This is a genomic window from Curvibacter sp. GW821-FHT01G03 (assembly GCF_059422285.1).
On sequence record NZ_JBWKWP010000004.1, the window covers coordinates 369752 to 389754 of the forward strand.

Annotated in this window: 17 protein-coding genes; 10 read left to right on the forward strand and 7 right to left on the reverse strand. The window is 67.6% G+C overall.

What is annotated here, in order from left to right:
• The first annotated feature begins 48 nt into the window (after positions 1–48).
• On the forward strand, positions 49–1353 hold the full coding sequence (locus tag AC07VS_RS07735; RefSeq protein WP_494657542.1) for a serine hydrolase domain-containing protein: 1305 nt from the start codon (positions 49–51) through the stop codon (positions 1351–1353).
• A 55-nt stretch (positions 1354–1408) separates the two neighbouring features.
• Here AC07VS_RS07735 and AC07VS_RS07740 read toward each other — a convergent pair whose 3' ends face one another.
• Positions 1409–2185: an IclR family transcriptional regulator gene (locus AC07VS_RS07740; protein WP_492346248.1), complete on the reverse strand. Its 777-nt coding sequence runs from the start codon at positions 2183–2185 to the stop codon at positions 1409–1411.
• A gap of 152 nt (positions 2186–2337) precedes the next feature.
• Here AC07VS_RS07740 and AC07VS_RS07745 point away from each other — a divergent pair, with 152 nt between their 5' ends.
• The 3 genes from AC07VS_RS07745 to AC07VS_RS07755 are packed head-to-tail and all read left to right on the forward strand — an operon-like array spanning position 2338 to position 5350.
• On the forward strand, positions 2338–3441 hold the full coding sequence (locus tag AC07VS_RS07745; protein ID WP_494750615.1) for a porin: 1104 nt from the start codon (positions 2338–2340) through the stop codon (positions 3439–3441).
• Between the two features lie 14 nt (positions 3442–3455).
• Positions 3456–4373 carry an N-formylglutamate amidohydrolase gene (locus AC07VS_RS07750; RefSeq protein ID WP_494750616.1) on the forward strand — a complete coding sequence of 306 codons (918 nt, stop codon included), beginning with the start codon at positions 3456–3458 and terminating at the stop codon, positions 4371–4373.
• A complete protein-coding gene (locus AC07VS_RS07755) occupies positions 4370–5350 on the forward strand; it encodes a Bug family tripartite tricarboxylate transporter substrate binding protein (protein WP_492346245.1) in 981 nt (326 codons plus the stop codon). Before AC07VS_RS07750 ends, AC07VS_RS07755 begins: the two co-directional genes overlap by 4 nt.
• Before the next feature lie 36 nt (positions 5351–5386).
• Here the strand turns inward: AC07VS_RS07755 and AC07VS_RS07760 are convergent, their stop codons facing one another.
• From AC07VS_RS07760 to AC07VS_RS07770, 3 genes are read right to left on the reverse strand one after another with little or no spacing between them, the layout of a single operon-like run.
• Positions 5387–6460 carry an AraC family transcriptional regulator gene (locus tag AC07VS_RS07760; RefSeq protein WP_492346244.1) on the reverse strand — a complete coding sequence of 358 codons (1074 nt, stop codon included), beginning with the start codon at positions 6458–6460 and terminating at the stop codon, positions 5387–5389.
• Positions 6460–7455 carry a tripartite tricarboxylate transporter substrate binding protein gene (locus tag AC07VS_RS07765; protein WP_492346243.1) on the reverse strand — a complete coding sequence of 332 codons (996 nt, stop codon included), beginning with the start codon at positions 7453–7455 and terminating at the stop codon, positions 6460–6462. Before AC07VS_RS07765 ends, AC07VS_RS07760 begins: the two co-directional genes overlap by 1 nt.
• 54 nt (positions 7456–7509) lie before the next feature.
• The gene (locus AC07VS_RS07770; RefSeq protein WP_494750617.1) at positions 7510–8676 is read right to left on the reverse strand and encodes a CaiB/BaiF CoA transferase family protein; all 1167 of its coding nucleotides are present in this window, start codon (positions 8674–8676) and stop codon (positions 7510–7512) included.
• 265 nt (positions 8677–8941) lie between these two features.
• Between AC07VS_RS07770 and AC07VS_RS07775 the strand changes: the two genes are divergently transcribed.
• A complete protein-coding gene (locus AC07VS_RS07775) occupies positions 8942–10075 on the forward strand; it encodes a GGDEF domain-containing protein (RefSeq protein ID WP_492346241.1) in 1134 nt (377 codons plus the stop codon).
• Between the two features lie 15 nt (positions 10076–10090).
• On the opposite strand, the gene cobT is transcribed toward AC07VS_RS07775, so the two are convergent.
• Positions 10091–11179 (reverse strand): nicotinate-nucleotide--dimethylbenzimidazole phosphoribosyltransferase, encoded by a 1089-nt coding sequence (cobT, locus tag AC07VS_RS07780; RefSeq protein ID WP_494750618.1) that lies wholly within the window; start codon positions 11177–11179, stop codon positions 10091–10093.
• Positions 11180–11264: 85 nt separating this feature from the next.
• On the opposite strand from cobT, the gene AC07VS_RS07785 reads away from it, so the two are divergent.
• On the forward strand, positions 11265–13823 hold the full coding sequence (locus AC07VS_RS07785) for a DEAD/DEAH box helicase (RefSeq protein ID WP_494750619.1): 2559 nt from the start codon (positions 11265–11267) through the stop codon (positions 13821–13823).
• A 15-nt stretch (positions 13824–13838) separates the two neighbouring features.
• On the opposite strand, the gene AC07VS_RS07790 is transcribed toward AC07VS_RS07785, so the two are convergent.
• Positions 13839–15215: a glycerophosphodiester phosphodiesterase family protein gene (locus AC07VS_RS07790; RefSeq protein ID WP_494657549.1), complete on the reverse strand. Its 1377-nt coding sequence runs from the start codon at positions 15213–15215 to the stop codon at positions 13839–13841.
• A gap of 252 nt (positions 15216–15467) precedes the next feature.
• Here AC07VS_RS07790 and AC07VS_RS07795 point away from each other — a divergent pair, with 252 nt between their 5' ends.
• From AC07VS_RS07795 to AC07VS_RS07810, 4 genes are all read left to right on the forward strand, one after another.
• Entirely contained in the window at positions 15468–16985 is a 1518-nt protein-coding gene (locus tag AC07VS_RS07795; protein ID WP_494750620.1) for a class I adenylate-forming enzyme family protein, read from the forward strand.
• 175 nt (positions 16986–17160) lie between these two features.
• Entirely contained in the window at positions 17161–18462 is a 1302-nt protein-coding gene (locus AC07VS_RS07800) for a UDP-N-acetylglucosamine 1-carboxyvinyltransferase (RefSeq protein WP_492346236.1), read from the forward strand.
• 112 nt (positions 18463–18574) lie between these two features.
• Entirely contained in the window at positions 18575–18832 is a 258-nt protein-coding gene (locus AC07VS_RS07805; protein ID WP_492346235.1) for a DUF3297 family protein, read from the forward strand.
• 17 nt (positions 18833–18849) lie between these two features.
• Positions 18850–19533 (forward strand): GNAT family N-acetyltransferase, encoded by a 684-nt coding sequence (locus AC07VS_RS07810; protein WP_494750621.1) that lies wholly within the window; start codon positions 18850–18852, stop codon positions 19531–19533.
• A gap of 60 nt (positions 19534–19593) precedes the next feature.
• On the opposite strand, the gene AC07VS_RS07815 is transcribed toward AC07VS_RS07810, so the two are convergent.
• Positions 19594–19872 (reverse strand): type II toxin-antitoxin system Phd/YefM family antitoxin, encoded by a 279-nt coding sequence (locus tag AC07VS_RS07815; protein ID WP_494750622.1) that lies wholly within the window; start codon positions 19870–19872, stop codon positions 19594–19596.
• Positions 19873–20003 lie beyond the last annotated feature (131 nt).

Consider the following 20003-nt stretch of genomic DNA (forward strand, 5'->3'; position numbering starts at 1 on the left):
AGACAGGACAGGCCTTGACAATGAAATACGCCCTGAAGGATTCCGCCCATGCCCGAATTTGCCGCGCCTTTGACCATACCGACCAACCCCACGACCCCGTCCCCCCCGCCACCCCCGTGGCCCGACGCCCACGCCAGCGACCCGCGCACCCTGGGCTGGATGCAGGGCTCACCACCGCCGGCCGACAAGATGGTCCGTTTTGACGACGGCAGCTTTCTGCGCTTTCCGGAACTGCGCTGGAGCCTGAACCACCTGCGCGAGTTGGTGCCCACCGTGGCCATCGATCGGACACCAGGGGCCCCCAGCGCGCTGCCGCTGGCGCTGCGCGACGACCTGCATGACTTGCGCTTCAGCTCGATGCACGGCGAATCGATGAGTTGGCGCGACGCCCTGCTGCGCACCTACTACGACGGCATCCTGGTGCTGCACCAGGGCCGCGTGGTGCAGGAGGATTACTTTGGCGAGGGCGCGCCGGAGCGCGGCCACGCGCTGTTCTCGGTCACCAAATCCTTTGTCGGCACGCTGGCCGCCCTGGCCGTCCACCACGGCCGGCTCGACCCCCAACAACCCGTGGCCGAACTGCTGCCCGAACTGCGCGCCAGTGCCTACGGCAGCGCCAGCGTGCGCCAGGTCATGGACATGCTGACCGGGCTGGACTATTCCGAAGACTATGCCGACCCGAAGGCCGGCATCTGGGACTTCTCGCGCGCCGGCGGCCTGCTGCCGCGGCCCGAAGGCTATGCCGGCCCGCGCAGCTATGGCGAGTTCCTGGCCACCCTGCGCCAGCAGGGCGAGCACGGCACGGCCTTTGCCTACAAGACCGTCAACACCCAGGTGCTGGGCTGGCTGCTGGAGCGCCTGCAGGGCCAACGCCTGGCCGAGCAGATCTCGCAACAGCTGTGGCAGCCGCTGGGCACGGCGCACGATGCGGCCATCTCGCTGGACGCCACCGGTGCGGCCTTTGGCGGCGGAGGCATGTGCGCCACCGTGCGCGACCTGGCCCGGTTTGGCGAGATGATGCGCCTGCGGGGTCGCTTCAACGGCCACCAGGTGCTGCCCGAGGCGGTGGTGGCCGACATCGAGGCCGGCGGCCAGCGCAGCCACTTTGCCCAGGCCGAGGGCTATCGCGCCACGCTGCCGGGCTGGTCTTACCGCAGCATGTGGTGGGTCAGCCACAACGCCCATGGCGCCTACATGGCGCGCGGCGTGCACGGTCAATGCATCTACATCGACCCGAGGGCCGAGATGGTGATCGTGCGCACCGGCTCGCACCCGGTGGCCAGCGGCGTGGGCAACGACCCGATCACCCTGCCCGCCTTTGCAGCGGTGGCCGAGGCCTTGATGCGCACCTGAACCGCGCCCTGAACCGACACCGGCCCCAAGACGTGGCGGTGCCCACGCCACACCCTCAGGCAGCTGCCCCGGGCCCGGCCTCGCCCGCCAGGGCAAGCGACATGCGCCGTGCCGCACCGCACAACTGGGCCACCAACTGCGCCTGGCCGGCCTGCAGGCGCTCGGCAGGTCCGGTGATGCTGAGGGCGGCCAGAACCTGGCCGCTCTTGCCCCGAACCGGGGCAGCCAAGGCCCCGAAGCCAGGGGTTATTTCACCCATCGAAACACTATAGCCCTCGGCATGGATGCGACTGATCTCCTGGGTCAGCCGGCTGCGGTGGGTCAGGGTCTGGGGGGTGTAGCGCGGCAGCTCGCTTGAAAACAAGGCCTGCCGCACCTCGTCCGGCGCATAGGCCAGCAGCAGCTTGCACGAGGCACCGGCATGCAGCCGGCGCCGACTGCCGGCCTGGCTTCGAATGGGCTGATCACAGGCCCGCTGCCAGCGGTCGATGCACACCGAGTCCAGCCCGTCACGCACGCGCAGCTGCACGTTCTCGCCACACTCACCGCCCAGCGCCAACAGGTGGGGCCGGGTCAGCCCCACCAGGTCGATCTGCTCCTGGGCGGCCACGCCCAGGTACAGGGCCTGCACGTCCAGGTGGTAGGTGGGGCTTTTGCCCAGGCGGGTGACCAGGCGCCGTTGCTCCAGGGTGAACAGCAGACGAAAGGTGCGAGCCTTGGTGTTGCCCGAGCGCTGGGCCAGTTCGCTCACGCCCAGCCCCGGGTTCTGGGCCACCAGCAGCAGCAAGGCCACCGCTTCGTCAACAGCAGAGACGGTGTAGTCAGTTGTCATGGCGCCTGCCTGCCTTCGTTCATATGTTTCACTGGTTGAAAAACTATCCGGCAATCTATCACCAAACGGGATTTATCTCTGTATTCATGGCCATCTAAAACATAGGATATCCATCGCCGGCACATCATTTCAACCAACGAAACAAATACCCCATGAAGAACCCTTCTTCCCATCTGCTGACCCTGGCTGGCGCCGCTGCGTGGCTGGTGCTGGGCTCAGCGGCCTGTGCCGCCGACGACACCCCGGAGACCGACAGCCCCCGCCCCCGCAGCAGCCTGAGCCTGTACGGGCGCATGGACCTGAGTGTGGAGACCGTGCAGGCCGGCGCCAAGTCGAATGTGGGCTACGGCACGGCCGGCGCCCACCGCACCCAGATGTCTGACAACACCTCACGATTGGGCTTTCGGGGGGTGGAAGACCTGGGCGCGGGCCAGCAAGCGGTGTTTGGCATCGAATTCGGCATCAACGCGCCCAACGGAAGCCTGGTGTCGCCACCGATGCGCAACGCCTACGTGGGTCTGCGCGGGCCCTGGGGCACATTGAACATGGGTCGGCTCGACTCGGACACCCCCACCGGCTCGCCGCTGTACTCGCAGGCGGCGCGCAACCTGCGCTGGATCGTGCACGACGCCGGGGTGGTGGCCATCGGCACGCGGATCCTGAACGGCAACAACCGGGTGTCCAACGCGATCACCTACAAGACGCCCGATGCCAGCGGCTTCCATGCGGTGGCGCGGGTCAACCTGGCAGGGCCCGATGCCACCAACCCCACGACCAACCCGGCTCTGAAATCGCCTGATGATTTCAAGCAATACCAGGTTGCGCTCAACTACAAGAATGGCCCCTGGGGACTGGGCACGGGCTACGGCTGGGATGAGAAAAAGGGGGGCTTCCTGGCCAACGATTTCAAGAACAAGACCCAGGCCGTGGCCAGCTACGAAGCCCCGAGCTTCAAGACCTATGCGCTGTTGAGCCAAGAGCAGTTCAATGCCGCGCCGGGCGCCCGCTCGGCCGTCAAGGTGTGGCTGATCGGGGCCACCGTGCCCTTTGGGGTGCATCGGGTCACGGCCAACCTCATGCAGCGCGACGTACAGACCGACCCGGCCGGCAAACTCAGGAATTTCCAGGCCGACTACAGCCACAGCCTGAGTGCGCGCAGCACCCTGTATGTGTTTGTTGACCGCGACGTGAGCAACAGCCATCTGCCCAACAGCCAGGCCACCGGCATTGGCGTGGGCATGCTGCATCGTTTCTGAAGCCGGAGCTGAACTTGAACCTGCTGCCCCTGAAATCGGGCCCGTCGCCGGCCTGCGATCTGCTGCCAGCGCGGCCCGACGCGCCGCACCTGCCCTTGGTGATCGACTCTCCGCACAGCTGGCCCCACTGGCCCGCGGAGGTCCCGACCCTGGCCCCCTGGGCCGCCATCCGGACCTCCTGGGACGCCCACGTGGACGCTCTCTGGGCCCAGGCGGTGAATGGGCGGGCGCCCGTGCTGTCAGCTCGCTTTCACCGCTCGCTGATCGATGCCAATCGAGCCCGCGACGACATCGACCCCGCGATGCTGGACGCCCCCTGGCCCGGCCCGCTGGCACCCAGCGACAAGTCCGAGCGCGGGTTTGGCCTGATCCGCCGCCTGGCCCTGCCCGGGGTGCCGATGTACCACCAGGCCCTGGCCGTGAGCGAGGTCGAACGACGGATCAGCACCTGCTACGACCCCTACCATGCCACCCTGGCGGCGCTGATCGACGACACGCGCCAGCGCTTTGGCCATTGCCTGCATCTGGATTGCCACTCCATGAAATCGGTGGGCAACGCGATGAACCACGACGCCGGGCGGGCCCGGCCCGATGTGGTGGTGAGCGACCTGCACGGCCACAGCGCCGCGCCCGCAGTGACCCAGGCCGTGGCGGCAGGCCTGCGTGCCCAAGGCCTGTGCGTGTCCATCAACGACCCCTACGAAGGGGCCGAACTGATCCGCCGCCATGGCCAGCCCGCCCGGCACTGCCACAGCCTGCAGATCGAACTCAACCGGGCCCTCTACATGGACGAGACCCTGTGCACCCTCACGCCGGGCCATGGCCTGCTGGTGCAGGCCTTGCGCCACATGCTGGACAGCCTGTCCGGTGAACTGAATGACCTGCTGCAAACCCCGCTGAAGCCCACAAGCGCTCCCACGGAGACCCCATGAAAAAAGCCATCCGCCCCCTTCTGAACCGCCTGCACGCCCTGGCCTGTGGCCTGGCCCTGAGCCTGGTCGGCACCGGTGCCCTGGCCGCCTACCCCGACAAGCCGGTGCACATCGTGCTGCCCTTTCCGGCCGGGGCGGCGGCCGACACGGCCATGCGCGTGATCGCCACCCGGCTGGCCGAGCAATGGAAGCAGCCCGTCATCATCGACAACAAGCCCGGCGCACCGGGCTTTCAGTCGGTGGCTTCGGCCCCGGCCGATGGCTACACCCTGATCCTGGGAGCGGGCTCGCACATCGTGACCGAGCCCATGATCAAGACCCGCCTGGCCTACCAACCCGAGCGCGACCTCACCCCGGTGGGCATGGTGCTGACCAACACCCCGGTGTTCACCGCCACACCCTCGCTGGGGGTGAAGTCATTGGGTGATCTGCTGAGCCTTCTGAAGCGCAAGCCCGACGAGCTCAACTACAGCTCGGGCGGCGTGGGCAGCCCCAACCACCTCGCCATGGAGGCTTTTCAGCAGGCCACCGGGACGCGGCTGGTCAACATTCCCTACAAGGGCGGCGCGCCCTCGGTCAACGACCTGGTCGCGGGTCATGTGCAGGTGGGCATCAACGCCATTCCCAGCGTGATCCAGTACATCCAGGTGGGCAAGTTGCAGCCGCTGGCCGTGGCCGCACCGCGGCGCCATGCCAGCCTGCCGCAGGTGCCCACCTTCACCGAGCTGGGCGTGAACGGGCTCGACTACGAGATCTGGTACGGGCTGTTCGCGCCCGCCAAGACCCCCAAGGCGCTGGTCCAACAGATCAACCAGGCCTTGCAGGCCAGCCTGAGCGACCCCGGGGTGGCGCGTCAGCTGAAATCCCAGGGGGCTGAGCCCAGCCCGGGCAGCGCCGAGTCGCTGGCGGCCTACATCCGGCGCGATGCCGAGAAATGGCGCGAGGTGATCCGTCGCAGCGGCATCCGCCCCGAGTGAAGCCTGGGGCCCGACTCAGCGCTGCCGGCTGAGCCCTCAGTGCGGCAGGGCCGTCATGGCGGTGCCCAGGGCCACTGCCGGGGGAGGCGGTCGCAACAGGGTCTGCCGGTAGACGCCCGGAGCCAGACCGGTCCAGCCCTTGAAGGCGCGGTGAAAGGTACTGGCCTCCGAAAAGCCAAGGCGGTTGGCAATGTCCAGCAGGGTCAGCTCGGGCTGGCCCAGGTACTCGATGGCCGCATCGCGGCGCAGGTCGTCCTTGATGGCCTGGTAGCCCAACCCCTCGTCGCGCAGCCGCCGGCGCAGGGTCTGCGGGGTCATGGCCAGGTAATCGGAGACAAACTCGAGCGAGGGCATCTCGCCCGCCAGATGGCGCCGCAGCAGGCGGCGGATGCGCTCGCTCAGGCTGGTCTGGTCGCGGTAGCGGATCAGCAGGCTGGCGGGCGCCTGGTGCAAGAACTCCTGCAGGCTTTGCGGTGTCTGCACCACCGGCAGGTCCAGCCAGCGGGCTTCGAAGCAAAAACCCACCCAGGGGTGGTCGTACACCACCGGGGCTTGAAACAATCGCCCGGCATCGCTGCTGTAACCCTGGTCGATGGGCCGGTACATGACCTCCAGCACCGGGATGCGGCGCGCCACCAGCCACGAGGCCAGCCCATAGGTGAAGAAGCAGAAGGTTCGATCAGCGTAACCGCGCTCGACCGCCCGTTCGCAGCGCCCCACCAGGCGCATCTGGGCCTGGCCCTCGTGCACCACCAGGCGGGGCACGAAGTCGGGCAGCACGCGGTGGTAGTAGGCCAAGCCGGCGCGCAAGGCCTCACCGAGCGTTCGGCACTGCACCAGCAGGCGGCACATCTGGGCAAAGTGTCCCAGCGGCACCGCCTGGCTGCACAGGCCCCACAGTTCATCGCGGGTGTGGCGGCTCAGCAGTTTGATCAGTGCCGCGTACTGGGCCTGGGTGACGCGCGACAGCGGTGAATCGAGCAGCGCCGGCACAATGCCGGCGCGGCGAAGCAGGGCCTGCACATCGACACCGCGGCCGCGCACCCCCTGCAGGATCTGGCTCACCTGCAGGATGGCAATGGTGTGTCGGGTCACCTCGGTCGATGGCATCAGTCGAGTTTAAGGCCCAGTTCCTGCACAAACACCTTCTCGCGGGCCGTCTGCTCGGCCGCGTAGCGGCTGTAATCCTCGGCACTCAGGTACAGCGGCACCTGGTCGTTCTGCTCCAGGGCGCGGTTGAAAGCCGGGTCGGCCATGGCCTTGCGAAAAGCGTCGTGCAGCACCTTGACCACCTTCGGGTCCATGCCCTTGGGCCCGGCCAGGCCAATCGGTGAATTGACCACCAGGTCAAAGCCCAACTCGCGCAAGGTCGGCACCTCGGGCCAACGCTTGAGGCGTGCCTCGCCCAGCGTGGCCAGCACCCGGGCCTTGCCCGACTCGGCCAGTGCGCCCCAGCCCGGGTCCGAGATGACCATCAGATGACCGCCCAACAGGGCCGCGGTCTCTTCGGCCATGCCTTTGTAGGGAATGAAATTGAACTGCACCCCGGCGGCCCGGGCCAGGCGCTCCATCGCGATGTGGCCGCTGCTGCCACGCCCCGTGCTGCCAAAGCTGATGGCGCCGGGCTGCTTGCGCGCATCGGCCAGCAGATCCTGCACGGTCTTCCAGGGCGCGTCCTGGCGCACCAGCAGGCCGTTGGTGTAGCCGGTCAGGCAGATCAGGTAGCTGAAATCGGCCACCGGGTCGTAGCTGACCTTCATGAGGTGGGGCAGGCGGAACAGCGTGGCCGCGATCAACGAAATGGTGTAGCCATCGGGTGCCGCGCTCTGGGCCATGGCAGCCGGCCCCAGGGTGCCGCCCACGCCGGGGCGGTTGACGATCACGATGGGCTGGCCCAGCTCGCGCTGGGCGGCCAAGGCCAGCGCCCGCAACTGCACATCGGTGGCCCCGCCGGGCGGAAAGGGCAGGATCAGCGTGATGGGCTTGGTGGGAAAGGCCTCGGCCGCCTGCAGCGTCGGGGCCACGGCCAACGACATCAGCAGGGCCAGGCCCGCACCCAGGCACGCCCATGGGCGCGCCAGCGCTTTCCAGAATCCTGTCTTCATGGTTTTGTCTCCTTGGTTTTGATCATGAGCATCCGTGAGCAACCGTGAGCAGGCTCAGGCCACCGCCCGCTGGGCCCGCAGGGCCTGGATTTCGTCCGCGTTGTAGCCGGCCTGCGCCAGCACCGGGTCGGTGTGCTCGCCGGGCCGGGGGGCCGGCTGCCTCAGGGCAAATTCGAAGCCGCTCATGCGCACCGGGCAGGCCAGTTGGCGCTGCCCATCGGCTAGCTGCAGCACCATGCCGCGGGCCTGGAACTGCGGGTGCTCCAGCGCCTCCTCCAGTTTCAGGATGGGGGTGACGCAGCAATCCACGCCCGCCAGGTGGTCGGCCCACCAGGCCAGGGGCTGGGCGCCGATCACGGCCTGCAACTCGGCCCGCGTCTGCGCGCAACCGGCCGGCGTGTCCGGCTGGTGGCGGGCCTGCCAGTCAGGCCGGCCGATGTGCTGGCAGAACCGGTCCCAGAACTTCTTTTCAAGGGCCGCCACGGCCAGGTAGCCGCCACAGGCCGCTGTGTACACCGCATAGCAGGGCAAGGCCCCGGTCAGCTTGCCCTGCCCCACCGGACTGGTGTGCCCCTGGGTGTTGACCGCCGCCAGCGGCAACACGGCATGGGCCAGCACCCCATCAGCAACGGCGATGTCGACATGACGCCCCAAGCCCGTGCGCTGGGCATCGAACAGGGCCGCCAGGATGCCCATGACCGCCGTCATGCTGCCCCCGAGCAGATCAGCCACCGGCACGTTGGACAAGGCGGGTGGCTGCCCCGCTTGCCCGATCTGGTCGGCCACGCCGCTCAGGCCGGCATAGTTGAGATCATGGCCTGCTGCATCGCGCAGCGGGCCCGTCTGGCCATAGCCGGTCACACTGCAGTAGACCAGGCGCGGGTTGATGGCGGCCAGCACCGCGTAGCCAGCGCCCAGGCGCTCCATCACCCCCGGGCGAAAGCCCTCGACCAGCACATCGGCCTCACGCACCAGGCGCAGCAACACGGCCAGGCCGGCGGGCTGTTTCAAGTCCAGACACAGGCCCTGCTTGTTGCGATTGACGAGATCGCGCACGGCCCGCGCTGCATAGTCGCCCGCCCCGGTGTCTTCGATCTTGATCACCTCGGCACCCAGGTCGGCCAGATGCTGGGTGCACAGAGGCCCAGGCAACAGGCGGGTCAGGTCGAGCACGCGCACGCCCGCCAAGGGGGCAGCCTGGGCCGGGCTGGCAGAGGTCACGGGAGGAGCATGGGTCGGAGTCATGGCGGCGGGTGGGTGAAGGACCGGGCCAGTCTAGGCAGCCCTGCCTGCCCCCCGCAATGGCCGGCAAGATCAAAGCCATTGGCCGGAATGTTCAGTGCGCCAACCAAGCGACAAAGCCGGGAAAACCAGCAGATTTGAACCCCGCCACCCGTGTAAAGGCTTCGTATACTGAGATGCGAACCGCCTGTCGCCCAAGGGCTTGACCGGGCGCCACACCCTTGATCTGCCAGAAAGCCACCCTTTGTCTGCACTCGACGCCCGGTCGATCATGATGCTGTCGGGCCTGCTGGCCCTGCTGATGTCGCTGGTGCTGATCTTCATGCGCCGCAGCTACCCACGCCACCTGCGACGAGGGCTGGGCCTGCTGGCCAGTGCCCCCCTGCTGTGGTGTGGCAGCACCGTGCTGTTCGGCCTGCGGGGTCACCTGCCGGAGTTGTTCACGGTGGTGCTGGCCAACGAGATGCTGATGGGCGGCGTGCTGGCCTACCACGTGGGCAATCAGTTTTTCTTCACCGGCGAGGCCCGCTGGAAAGGCTGGACCCTGACGGTGCTGGCCTGCCTGCCGCTGATGATCTGGTTCACCTGGGTGACCCCCTCGTACGACGTGCGCCTGGCCCTGTTCACCAGCGTGATGGGGGCCCTGTTCCTGACCCAGATGCGCTTCATGATGCGCCAGCCCGTCAGCTTCAGCCAGACCGTGGTGGTGCTGGTGCTGGGCCTGCAAAGCGCCATTCTGGGGGCTCGCCTGATCAGCGTCTTTCTGGGGCACGCGGGAGAAGGCCTGATGGAGCCCGGCCTGATGCAACTGGCCTACTTGTCGGGCAATGCGGTGTCCATCCTGATGCTGACCGTGGGTTCGGTGCTGTGTGCCACCGAGCGTCTGCGCATCGAGTTCGAACACCTGGCCAGCCACGACACCCTGACCCAGACATTGACCCGGCGCGCCGTGCTGCAACGCGCCGAAGAGGCGCTGGCCCGGCTGCGTCGCCATGGCGACCCGGTCTCACTGATGATGCTGGACCTGGATCATTTCAAGGCCATCAACGACCAGTTTGGCCACCAGCAAGGCGACGCTGCCTTGGTCGACTTCACGGCCCGGACCCGGCGCATGCTGCGCCAGACCGACCTGCTGGGCCGCTACGGTGGCGAAGAGTTTCTGGTGCTGCTGCCCGGCACTGACGCGGCCACCGCGCTGGCGGTGGCCGAACGGGTGCGCCAGGCCCAGCCGGCACCGCCCGCGCTGGGCTGCACCGTGAGCATCGGGGTGGCCACGGCCGTCGAGCCCGGCGAATCCATCGACGCTTTGCTGGCCCGTGCCGACAAGGCGCTGTACCAGGCCAAGAACGAAGGCCGCAACGGCGTGCGCCAGGGTTGACCGGGCGGGCCGAGATCAGCCCTGCTGTTGCGACACGCCGGCCGACTCAAAACTGGCCATTTCGGCCAGCACCCGGCAGGCCGAATCCAGCAGCGGCCAGGCCAGGGCCGCGCCCGAACCCTCGCCCAGACGCAGGCCCAGGCTCAGCAAGGGTTCGGCTTTCAATTGCTGCAGCATCAGGGCATGGCCGCGTTCACCCGATTGATGGGCGAACACGCAACGCTGGCGCACGGTGGGGGCCAATTCGCAGGCCAGCAGCACCGCGGCGGTGGTGATGAAACCGTCGACCACCACCACCCGGCGCTCGGCCGCCGCCTGAAGCACGGCGCCGACCAGGGTCACCACCTCGAAGCCACCGAAAGCAGCCAGGGCCCGCAGGGGTTCATGGCGGCCGATGTCGGCATGGCGCGCCATCACCTGCTCCAGCACGGCCACCTTGCGGGCCACGCCGGGCTCGTCCAGCCCGGTGCCACGGCCTGTGCATTCGGCGACGGGCCGGCCCGTGGCCCAGGCCAGCAGCAAAGAGGCCGACGAGGTGTTGCCAATGCCCATCTCGCCCAGCAGCAAGGTATTGCCGGGCAGGCCGGCCAGCACCTCACGGCCCTGGCGCAGCGCCTGTTCGCATTGGGCGGCGGTCATGGCAGGCCCCTCGACCGCGTCGGCCGTGCCCGGCGCCACCTTGCGCAGCAGCAGGCGCGGCGCCCCGGCAGCCGGCTCGGGCCGGGGCGCGAAATCGCGGCACACGCCGCAATCGACCACGGTCAGGTCCAGGCCATGCTGGCGGGCCAGCACGCTGACGGCCGCGCCGCCGGCCAGAAAATTCTCGACCATCTGCCAGGTCACGTCCGCCGGGTAGGCCGAGACGCCACGCGCCGCCAGGCCGTGGTCGCCCGCACACACCAGCATCTGGGGCTGGCGCAGGGCCGGGGCCTCACTGCCCAGGATCTGGCCCAATTGCAAGGCCAGTGACTCCAGCTGTCCCAGGGCACCCAGGGGCTTGGTCTTGTGATCGATCAGGTGCTGCAGGCGTGCGCTGAGGACGGCATCGTGCAGATCGGGCACAGCAGGAATCAGGGGCAAGGTCGAAGGTGAGGCCAGGGACATGGGTCAACTCAAAATGGCGAAAACCCGCATTGTCCTCCGCCGGCAGACCGGGGTCGGCGGTCCGACAAAGCGACAATCGGCGGCCATGCCCGCGCTGCCGCCCTCATTTTCTGCCTTGCCCACCTCCGCGATCCCGCGCCGCCCCGGCCTGCGCACCGTGCAAGGCCGGCTCACGCCCTGCCTCACGCTGCAGACCCTGGGCCGCGGCGACGGCCTGCTGGGCTTGTGCCGCGACGGCGTGTTCGGGCCTCGTGGCGAACAGGTCACGGTGGCCTGGGTCGACTGGCTGTACCTGGTGAATGACCAGGCCCTTTGGCAGACCGCAGCCCCGCGCAGCGTGCTGGGCCAGCGCCCCCTGCCCACCGAACGCCTGAGCGACGCCAGCGGCCAGGCCGTGCTGCTGCACCGCGATCTGGCGGCCGAAGCCCAGGCCACCGATCGCCTGCGCACGCTGGGCCTGCACCCCTTGAAGGCCGAGCAACTGCAATGGCGTTCACCCGAGGCCGAGGCACAGGCCTGGACGGATGAGCGCGCCCAGGGCCTGTGGTCACTGCCGCAGGAGGAGGCCTTTGGCGACTTCTGGGCCGACGAGGTGCCCCGGCTGCAAGCCGCTGGTTGGCGCATCGTGGTGAAACCCGGCTTTGCCCACCAAAGCGTGCCGGTGGAAGCCTGGCGCCTGCTGATCGAACCCGACACCGGCGAGCTGCTGGGCCGCGAGGTGGCCGGCCGCCTGGGCCCCCGGGCACCTGAGTCCGCCCCCCTGGGACTGCCGGCGCGCAGCGGGGCCTGGTTCATGACCCTGGGCGTGGTGATCGAAGGCCAGACCCTGGATCTTGGGCCCATCCTGGCCGACCTGTTGCGCCGTGACGCCCGCTGGCTGAGCACCGAGCGCCTGCGCGGCATCGATGACCTGAGCGTGGTGGCCCTGCGTGCGCCCGGCGGCAAGCGCCTGGAAGCCCCTGCCAGCACCCTCAAGCCCATCGTGGCCGCCCTGCTCGACCTGCTGAGCGACCCGCGCCAGGCGGCCGGCCCCTGGCGCCTGCAGGCGTGGGACCTGCCCCGCCTGGAACAGCTGCGGGCCCCCCTGGAGGCCAGCGGCGCCGCAGCGGCGACCGCCCCCGTGCCCTGGCATGTGCAGGGTGAAGACACCCTGGGCCCCTGGGTGCAGCGCCTGCGCCAGGCCGGCAGCCCGCCACCGGTGGCCGCGCCCGCAGGCTGGCCCCTGCCCTTGCGCCCCTACCAGTTGCAAGGCCTGGCCTGGCTGCAGTACCTGCGCGAGCAGGGCCTGCATGGCGTGCTGGCTGACGACATGGGCCTGGGCAAGACGGCCCAGACCATCGCCCACCTGCTGCTGGAGTACCAGGCCGGCCGCCTGCAACGCCCCGCCCTGGTGGTGCTGCCGGCGTCGCTGATCTTCAACTGGCAGCTCGAACTGCAGCGCCTGGCCCCGGCGTTGCGCGTGCTGACCCTGCACGGCAGCGAGCGCACCGAGCACTTTGCCCACCTGGGCCAGTACCAGGTGGTGCTGACCAGCTATGCCCTGGCCTGGCGCGATGTGCGGGCCTTGCGTGAGCAACCCTGGCAGTGGGTGGTCCTGGACGAGGCTCAGATGGTCAAGAACGCCGACAGCCGCAGCGCCAGGGCCTTGCGCCAATTGCAGGCAGAACACCGCCTGTGCCTGACCGGCACCCCGCTGGAAAACCACCTGGGCGAACTGTGGTCGCTGTTCGACTTTCTGATGCCGGGCTTTCTGGGCACGGCCCGGCATTTTCAGCAGCACTGGCGCAAGCCCATCGAAGTCAACGGCGAGACCCTGCGCGCCCGCCTGCTGGCTGCGCGCGTGCGGCCCTTCATCCTGCGCCGACGCAAGGACCAGGTGGCCACCGAACTGCCCCCCAAGATCGAGATCACCCGCAACGTGACGCTGCAGGGCGTGCAGCGCGAGCTTTACGAAAGCGTGCGCGTGGCGGCCGACCACCTGCTGCGGCGGGTGCTGCAGCGCCAGGGCTTTGCCAGCTCGCAGATCACCCTCCTGGATGCCCTGCTCAAGCTGCGCCAGGTGTGCTGCGACCCGCACCTGGTGCCCGGCCTGCCCGTGCCCGCCGACCTGCTGGGCGCCAAACTGGAAGACCTGCAGACCCTGCTGCCCGGGTTGGTGGATGAAGGCCGGCGGGTGCTGGTGTTTTCACAGTTCACCGGTTTGCTGGCCCGGGTGGGTGACTTGCTGGACGCCCAGGGCATCGGCTGGCTGCGCCTGACCGGGGACACCCCGGTGAGCGAGCGGGGGAGCCTGGTCCAGGCCTTCCAGGCCCAGCAGGCGCCGGTGTTTCTGATCAGCCTCAAAGCCGGCGGCACCGGCCTGAACCTGACCGCCGCCGACACCGTGATCCACCTCGACCCCTGGTGGAACCCCGCCGTCGAGCAGCAGGCCACCGACCGGGCCCACCGCATCGGCCAGACCCAGAGCGTGTTCGTCTACCGCCTGGTGGTGCAGGGCAGCATCGAAGAACGCATGCTGATCCTGCAGCAGCGCAAGGCCCAGCTCGCCGAAAGCCTGCTGGGCAGCGACCCGGCCGAGGCCGGCAAGTTCAGCGTGACGGAGCTGGAAGGCTTGCTGGCGCCGCTCGAGGATTCAGCCGGCTGAACGCCGGCCCGGCCCTCACAAGCCGCGTTCCTTGCGGAACGCTGTGCGCGCGGCAAAGGCCGTGTTGGCAAAGTCGGAGAACACGCCGTCCACGCCAGCACGGTAGAAGGTCAGGTACTCGGCGGTCGGGTCGCCCTTGTAGAAGCCGGCCAGGTACTTCTGCTCGTTGCGGAAGGTGTAGACGTGCACGAACAGGCCTGCCGAGTGGGCGTCGTTGATCAGGCTGGTCGGGGTGACCGAATTCACATCGGCCAGCGAGCCGGTGTAGCCCGTGGTGGTCGGGAAAGGGGACACCTTGAGGGCCATGACCTGGGGCTTCCAGGGGCCGATGCCATCGGCATAGGTCTTGATCTCGGCCAGGCCGGCGGGGGTCAGCATGCTGCCGAAGTAGCGGCCATCGCCGTTGACGGTCCAGCTGTAGGGGCGGCCGTCGACAAAGTTGTACTCGTCGCTGGTCTGATAGATCATCTCGCCCGTCTTGTAATTGACGTCGTTGCCGTCGATCAACTGCACGACCCGGGTGTTCAGGCCGATCGAGCGCATGTACTTGAGGCTGGCCGGGTCAAACGACTGCACAAAGATCGGGGCGGTCTTGCTGTTCAGGTTGTTGTCCTTGATCAGCTTGACGATGGCGTCTTCAAACGGGTGGGTGCCGGTGCCGCAGCCATTGGCCATGGCCTGGGCATTGTTCCAGTAGGGGTTCTTGGCCTCGGGATAGACCGTGAGGGTGCGGCCCGTGCTGGCACTCTTCGCCTTGGCGATGTCGATGATCTCCTGCATGGTCAGGACGGGGTACTTGCCATTGAGGGCGGTGGGGCGCTCGTTGCGGGCATCGTAGGTGGTGCCGCCGATCCACTGCTTGAGTTCGGCCACCGTGAAATCGGTGATTGACCAGTCGCCGGTGTGGTCCTCGCCATCCACCACCAGGGACTTCAGCACCGACTTCGGGTCGCTGCTCGTGCGGTCGCTCAGGTAGGTGGCGGGGCCGCCGTACTGAGCCAGCGAATAGGTCACGGGCACCTGCACACCGGGCACGGTGCGCTTGCGCGCGGCCACCACGGCATTGGTCTGGGCCACGGTGCTGATGTTGGTGTTGTCGCTCAGCCAGGGATTGTGGCGCGCCACCAGCACGCAGTCCTTGGTGAGGTGCAGGTCTTCTTCCAGCGAGTCGGCCCCCGCGTCGGCGGCCCCTTCGTAGGCGGGCTGGGTTTCTTCGGGGTACAGGCCGGGCAGGCCGCGGTGGCCGATCACCAGGGGCTGCGTGCCATCGAGGGTGGTGTAGACGTGCAGGTCGCTGCCACCGCCGCAGGCCGACAGGCCCATCAAGCCAACCAACAGGCTCAAGGTGAAGCCGGTTCGCACGCGGCGTGTCTGAAGGGATGCATTTTTCATGGTGTTTTCCTCGCTCCGTGGACAAAACACCATGCTGGAGCCGAGCTGTGACAGGGCGATGTAAAGCCCCGGTCAACAGCGTGTGAAAAATTGGCTGCAAACCTGAACAGCCCGGGCAGGCCATCCAGCCGACCTCCCCGACAAACCAGACCCCGCCACCGATGATCGCGGCCGAACTGGATCCGGACACCTCGGAGTGGCGCGAAACCTAGACTGGATCGCTTTCAAAGCCCCACCCGACGGAGACACACCATGGACCTGATCACCCTGCTGCACGCCACAGCGCGCAGCTTTCCCGAGCACGATGCCATCCGCTACCAGCATCGCGGCACGCCTTACTCGGACTTTGTGCAACAGACACGCCAGGCGGCCCGTGTTCTGAAGGACCTGGGCGTGCAGCCGGGGGACAACGTCGCCCTGATGTGCCGCAACACGCCGGGCTTTCTGCAGGCGGCCTACGGCGCCTGGCGCCTGGGGGCCCGCGTGGTGCCAGTCAACCACAAGCTGGCCGCGCCCGAACTGGCGCACATCCTGGGGCACTGCCAGGCGCGCCTGTGCCTCATCGATGGCAGCCTGGCCGGCGTGCTGGAGCGGTTGGACCAACCGGTCATGGCCCTGAGCACCGACACCCCCCACCCCGGCCTGCCCTGCTTCGACACCCTGCTGGCCGCCGCCCAGCCGCTGCCCGATGCCGACAACGCCCCCCTGTCGGGCGACCACCTGGCCGAGATCCTGTACACCTCGGGCACCACCGGCAAGCCCAAAGGTTGCCTGCACACCCACCACACCGTGTTCCAGCAGGCGCTGGCCTGCGCGGCCAGCATCGGCATCGGCAACGACACCCGCATGCTGGTGGCGATGCCGATCTGGCATGCCTCGCCGCTCAACAACTGGACCCTGGGCACCCTGGCCGTGGGCGGCACCGTGGTGCTGCTGCGCGAGTACCAGCCCCAGGCCTTCATCGAGGCCATTGAAGCCGAGAAGATCACCATGACCTTTGCCGCCCCGGTGGCCCTGCTGGCACCTTTGAATGGGGTGCCGGATCTGCGCGCCCGCGACCTGTCCAGCATGCGCCGCTGGATCTACGGCGGTGGGCCCCTGGGGCGGGACATGGCCTTGCGCCTGATCGAGGCCTATGGCACCGAGAATTTCGTGCAGGTGTATGGCATGACCGAGACCGGCCCGTTGGGCACCGCCCTGTACCCCGAACACGCCCTGGCCAAGGCCGGCTCGATCGGTCGTGCCACCACCACCGGGGTGCAGATGCGCCTGGTGGACCTGGACGGCCAGCCCGTGCCCACCGGCGGTGTGGGCGAGATCCAGTTCCGCACCGAAGCCATGATGAAAGGCTATCTGAACGACCCGGAGGCCAGCGTGCAGGCCTTCACGCCGGACGGCTGGTACCGCACAGGCGACCTGGCGCGGGCCGATGAGGACGGCTTTCTGTTCATCGCCGACCGAGCCAAGGACATGATCATCACCGGAGGCGAAAACGTTTACTCCAAGGAGGTCGAAGACGCCCTGGGGCCCCACCCGGCGCTGCTGGACGTGGCCGTCATCGGTCGGCCCCACCCTGAATGGGGCGAAACGGTGTGCGCCGTGCTGGTGCTGCGCGAGGGCTTGCAGGCCAGCGCCGAAGAACTCAGCACCTTCCTCGCCCCCCGGCTGGCCCGTTACAAAATCCCACGATATTACGAATTCAGGCCCGAACTGCCCCGCACGCCCACGGGCAAAATCATGAAGCACCTGCTCAGAAGCCCGGCGCTGTGAGTAGATGGTGACGCTCCCAGGGCTGCCGCGCCCGGTGGAGTGTGTAAACCGTCACGCCGACCCCTGTCCCGACCGGGCGTTTGGGGTCGCCAGCGGCAGCCAGGGGGCTGCGGCTGGTACATTGCCAGGGCTTTGCAACGCCAATGGGCGTATTTCGCTTCAGTTTCCCCAGACCATGTCCAATCTCATCGTGCACGGCGGCACCCCCCTTCGCGGCCGCATCATCCCCTCTGCCAACAAGAACGCCGTGCTGCCTGTGCTGTGCGCCACCCTGCTCAGCGACCAACCCCTGAAGTTGCTGGGGGTGCCCGACATCACCGACGTGCGCAAGATCCTGGACATCTTCCGCACCCTGGGCAGCGAAGTGAGCATGGACCACGCGAGTGGTGTGCTGGAACTGCACCACCAGAACACCTGTTTCGACCCGACGCGCCATCACCTGCCCGAGGAAATGCGCTCGTCCATCATGCTGGTGCCGCCCCTGCTGGCACGCTTTGGCGTGGCCCGACTCGAAGACAACGTGAAGGGTTGCACCCTGGGCGTGCGCGAGATCGACCCCCATGTCGAGGTGTTCCAGCAGTTTGGCGGCCGGGTCGAGCGGGCCGAAGGCTCGCTGCTGGTGCACAGCCCGGGCCGGCTGCGGCCGACCCAGCACTGGCTGGATTACGCCTCGGTCACCACCACCGAGAACTTTGTGCTGTGCGCTGCGGTGGCCGAGGGCACCTCGACCCTGACCAATGCGGCCTCCGAGCCCCATGTGCAAGAGTTCTGCCGGTTCATGCAGATGCTGGGCGTGCCGATCGAAGGCCTGGGTACCTCACGCATCACGGTGCATGGCGGCGCCCGCCTGGGCGGTGGCGAGTTCCGCTTTGACGAAGACTTTCACGAGATCACCACCTTCCTGGCCCTGGGGGCGATCACCGGCGGCGACGTGGTGGTGCGCAACAGCGCGCCGGACAACTTTCCGCTGATCGACCGCACCTTTGCCAAGTTTGGCGTCAAGATCACGCACGAAGACGGCTGGTCACGCGCCAGCGTGCCCGGTGAGTTGCGCGTGCAGACCCCGTTCACCAGCAATGTGCTGACCAAGGTCGAGGCCGCGCCCTGGCCTTACTTTCCGGTCGATCTGCTGCCCATCTTCATTGCCCTGGGCGTGCGAGCCCAGGGCAACACCATGTTCTGGAACAAGGTCTACGACGGGGCCCTGGGCTGGACCGGCGAGCTGTCCAAGTTCGGCGCCCATGTGTTTTCGTCCGATCCGCACCGCCTGATCACCTTTGGGGGCAAACCCCTGAGCCCGGCGGTGGTCGAAAGCCCCTACATCATCCGGGTGGCGATTGCCCTGTTCATGGTGGCGGCCAGCATCGAGGGCCGCTCGGAGATCCGCAACGCCACCCCGATCCGCCGCGCCCACCCGCATTTTGTGGAAAACCTGCGCAGCCTGGGGGTGCAGGTGGACTGGCAGAACGAAGAGTGACCGCGGCTGGCGACCCAGCCGCCCCTTGAGCACGGCCAACAGCCCTGTCCGAAGGGGCGGTCCAAATGCGGGACAATTGCCACTTTACGCATTGAACCGTCCGAGACCTTCCATGAGCGACACAGCCCCGCAACGCCCTGAACTGCCCGACCACCTGTCCATCGACCCGCGCAGCCCGCACCACCTGGCCGCGGTGTTCGAACACGACATCGGCATCCACTTCAATGACAAGGAGCGCTTCGACGTCGAGGAATACTGTGTCAGCGAGGGCTGGATCAAAGTGCCCGCCGGCAAGACCCGCGACCGCAAGGGCCGCCCGCTGCTGATCACCCTCAAGGGCAAGGTCGAAGCCTTCTACAAGTCAATCTGACGCCGGCCACGCCCACCATGGACCTCACTGCACTGGACAATCCTTTCTGGAGCAGCCTGAACGGGCCCCATGCAGCGTGGTCGCAGGGTTCGGCCCGAGCCCGACGCTATGCCCCGGGCTTCACGCCCTTGCTGGGGTTTGAGCGGCCCGATGCCCCCGATTTTTCGGACCTCACCCCGCTGTGCGAGCTGGGTGAGCGCTTTTACTGCAAGGCCTGGGCTGGCGAAGCGCCCCCCGATTGGCAGGTGCTGGTCGAGGCGCCGGCTCTGCAGATGGTGTGGACCGCCGAGCCCCCTTCGAACCCACCCCCGGTCGATGCCAGGCGGCTGGGCCCTGCCGACCAGGCGGCCATCGAGGCCCTGGTGAAAGTCACCCAACCCGGCCCTTTTGGACCGCGCACACGCGAAATGGGTGAGTACTGGGGTGTGTTTGAAGCAGATCGCCTGATCGCCATGACCGGCGAACGCCTGCACCTGGGCCCTCTGCGCGAGGTCAGTGGCGTGTGCAGCGCGCCCGAAGCCCAAGGCCGGGGCCTGGCCAGGGCTCTGATCGAAACCGTGGTGTCGGCCCAGTTGCAGCGCGGGCAGACCCCGTTCCTGCATGTGATGGCAAGCAATCAGCGGGCGGTGCGGCTATATGAGCACATGGGTTTCAGAACCCACCAGACGGTGCTGCTGCGGGTGGTGGCCCGGCAGGGCTGAGCTGGCGCCACATTGACGCCATCAAGGGCGACGCTTCAAAGACTTCGGAACCGGAACGACTCATCGGACCGGAGCAGACTTGGACCTCAGGCGAGCCAGCACTTGCGCCGCAGGCTTCAACCAGCCCTCCGCCACGTCCTGATTGCCCAGGGCCAAAATCTTCAGCAGCGCCAATGACTCCTGGGTCTCCTCATAGGAGGCCACGTCCTGCAAGACGGCTTTGGCTTGTCCATTTTGAGTGATGAGCAAGGGCTCACGGCTTTCGGTCAGTGGCAAAAGAACCTCCGCAGCATGGGCCTTGAGGTAGCTGATGGGTTTGACCTGAGATGAATAGCGCACGGCAAACCACCGAACTTTAACCGGACTGAATGTAGTCTCTTAAGTGAGCCAAAAAAAAGGCCCATGTCCGAAGACATGGGGCCTTCATCGCGTCAACGATCAGAGCTGGCTGATCAACTCAGGCACGGCCA

Excerpts from the sequence above, each read along its gene's own strand:
- AC07VS_RS07810 (WP_494750621.1), top strand. The coding sequence starts at position 18,850 with ATGGACCTCACTGCACTGGACAATCCTTTCTGGAGCAGCCTGAACGGG.
- AC07VS_RS07805 (WP_492346235.1), top strand. The coding sequence starts at position 18,575 with ATGAGCGACACAGCCCCGCAACGCCCTGAACTGCCCGACCACCTGTCC.
- AC07VS_RS07800 (WP_492346236.1), top strand. The coding sequence starts at position 17,161 with ATGTCCAATCTCATCGTGCACGGCGGCACCCCCCTTCGCGGCCGCATC.
- AC07VS_RS07795 (WP_494750620.1), top strand. The coding sequence starts at position 15,468 with ATGGACCTGATCACCCTGCTGCACGCCACAGCGCGCAGCTTTCCCGAG.
- AC07VS_RS07790 (WP_494657549.1), bottom strand. The coding sequence starts at position 15,215 with ATGAAAAATGCATCCCTTCAGACACGCCGCGTGCGAACCGGCTTCACC.
- AC07VS_RS07745 (WP_494750615.1), top strand. The coding sequence starts at position 2,338 with ATGAAGAACCCTTCTTCCCATCTGCTGACCCTGGCTGGCGCCGCTGCG.
- AC07VS_RS07760 (WP_492346244.1), bottom strand. The coding sequence starts at position 6,460 with ATGCCATCGACCGAGGTGACCCGACACACCATTGCCATCCTGCAGGTG.
- AC07VS_RS07755 (WP_492346245.1), top strand. The coding sequence starts at position 4,370 with ATGAAAAAAGCCATCCGCCCCCTTCTGAACCGCCTGCACGCCCTGGCC.
- AC07VS_RS07785 (WP_494750619.1), top strand. The coding sequence starts at position 11,265 with ATGCCCGCGCTGCCGCCCTCATTTTCTGCCTTGCCCACCTCCGCGATC.
- AC07VS_RS07735 (WP_494657542.1), top strand. The coding sequence starts at position 49 with ATGCCCGAATTTGCCGCGCCTTTGACCATACCGACCAACCCCACGACC.
- AC07VS_RS07740 (WP_492346248.1), bottom strand. The coding sequence starts at position 2,185 with ATGACAACTGACTACACCGTCTCTGCTGTTGACGAAGCGGTGGCCTTG.
- cobT (WP_494750618.1), bottom strand. The coding sequence starts at position 11,179 with ATGTCCCTGGCCTCACCTTCGACCTTGCCCCTGATTCCTGCTGTGCCC.
- AC07VS_RS07765 (WP_492346243.1), bottom strand. The coding sequence starts at position 7,455 with ATGAAGACAGGATTCTGGAAAGCGCTGGCGCGCCCATGGGCGTGCCTG.